The following is a 1,500-nucleotide window of genomic DNA, read 5'->3' on the forward strand; positions in this document are numbered from 1 at the left end:
CAATGCCGCGTAGTTAGGGTTCCGTTCCTGCTGTCAACTGGTCGGGCCAGAGGATCTTGATTCTGATCGTGGTGTTGTGGTTGGTGCGGTCGATGTCGCCTTTGGCGCGGTGTTTGGAGATGGCTCGTTTGACGACGCGGGGGCTGCGTCGGGGGCGTCGTGGTGGTTGCAGATCGGCTAGGACGGCTTGGCCGATGGCGCCGACGAGGTCGATGGTGGCTGCGGCGATCACGCCGGCGGCGTGGATGACTTGGTCGCGGGCGGCGTGCAGGGCGACGGTGAAGCTGGCGCGGTGTGTGTTCAGGCCGGGTTGGCTGGCGGTGGCGTCGGCCATTGTCAGCCGTAGCGCCTGGTAGGCGGTCAGCAGCGCGTAGACCTCCTGGGTGATGCCCTGTGGGGTCCGTGCGCGTAGGACGCGCCCGCCGAGCATGGTCGCTTTCAGCTGCAGGTAGGTCGTTTCGATTTCCCACCGCTGGTGGTAGAGCTGGACCAGGTCGAGGGCGGGGAACCGGCGGGGATCGGTCAGCGTGGTCAGCAGCCGGTAGCGGGCCTGTTCGACCCGGCCGCCGAGAGTCACGACGATGTCCGCGTCGATCACTCGGATGGGGACCGTGCCGAACATCGCCAGCCACGACCCGTCGGCCAGTCTGCCCGCGCACGGCAGTTGGCGGCCGTTCTTGCACCGGATGAGCAGGGCCGCGCCGGTGGCGTGGATCTGTTCGGCGAGGGCGGCGACGGCGAAGTTACGGTCGGCCAGCAGCAGCATTCCTGGCCGCAGCCGGCCCATCAGCGACGGCGCGTAGCTGGTCTCACCGATCCGGTAGGGGCCGAACACGACGTCGATGAGCGTGCGGGTGCCGCAGGCGACCACCGCCAGCAGCCGCACCATCGGATACCCCGACCCGCCGTGCGAGCCGGTCTGATGGCCGTAAGCCGCCAGGTTCGCCGGGCTGTCCGCAACGAACATGCTGGTGCCGTCGATGGCGCACACCAGCATGCCCCGCCAGCGGGCCGCCGCCGCGGCAGGACCGGCGAGCAACTCAAACAGCTCCCGCAACGGCGCAACCCCGACCCGAGCCCGAGCCTTGGCCAGGGCAGACGACCCCGGAAACGCCACCGGCACCCCGTGCAGGCCCGCGACCAGACGCGCCCATACCTGCCGATACCCCAGCCCGGCGAACAACGCCCCGGCCAACAGCAGATACACCACGACACGCGACGGAAGATCCCGCACCCGCACCTGAACCCGCCTGGTCGACGCCAGCACAGCATCGACCATCTCGAACGGAACGAGCTGCGTCAGCTCCCCCAAGTGCCCTGGAGCGAACCGACCCGTGGCTACCGTGACCACGCGATGAATGACAGACTGACCAGACAGCGGAGCCCCCACAGGTGAGGTTGGTCTTGGCGGACGAACCTTCCCTACCGGGGCTCCGCTGCATTAACACCCATCAACACACCCTTGACACCGAACCGCTACCGCTAACTACGCGGCATTGC

1 protein-coding gene is annotated in these 1,500 nt (G+C 68.1%); it reads right to left on the reverse strand.

Translation table 11 applies throughout. The features are described from left to right. Nucleotides 1-13 precede the first annotated feature (13 nt). Nucleotides 14-1,312, reverse strand: a complete 1,299-nt coding sequence (locus tag ABTW87_RS30110) for an IS4 family transposase (RefSeq protein ID WP_350654798.1) — start codon at nt 1,310-1,312, stop codon at nt 14-16. Between the last annotated feature and the right edge of the window lie 188 nt (nt 1,313-1,500).

Source organism: Micromonospora sp. NPDC126480 (assembly GCF_040302465.1).
Taxonomy (GTDB): Bacteria; Actinomycetota; Actinomycetes; order Mycobacteriales; family Micromonosporaceae; genus Micromonospora.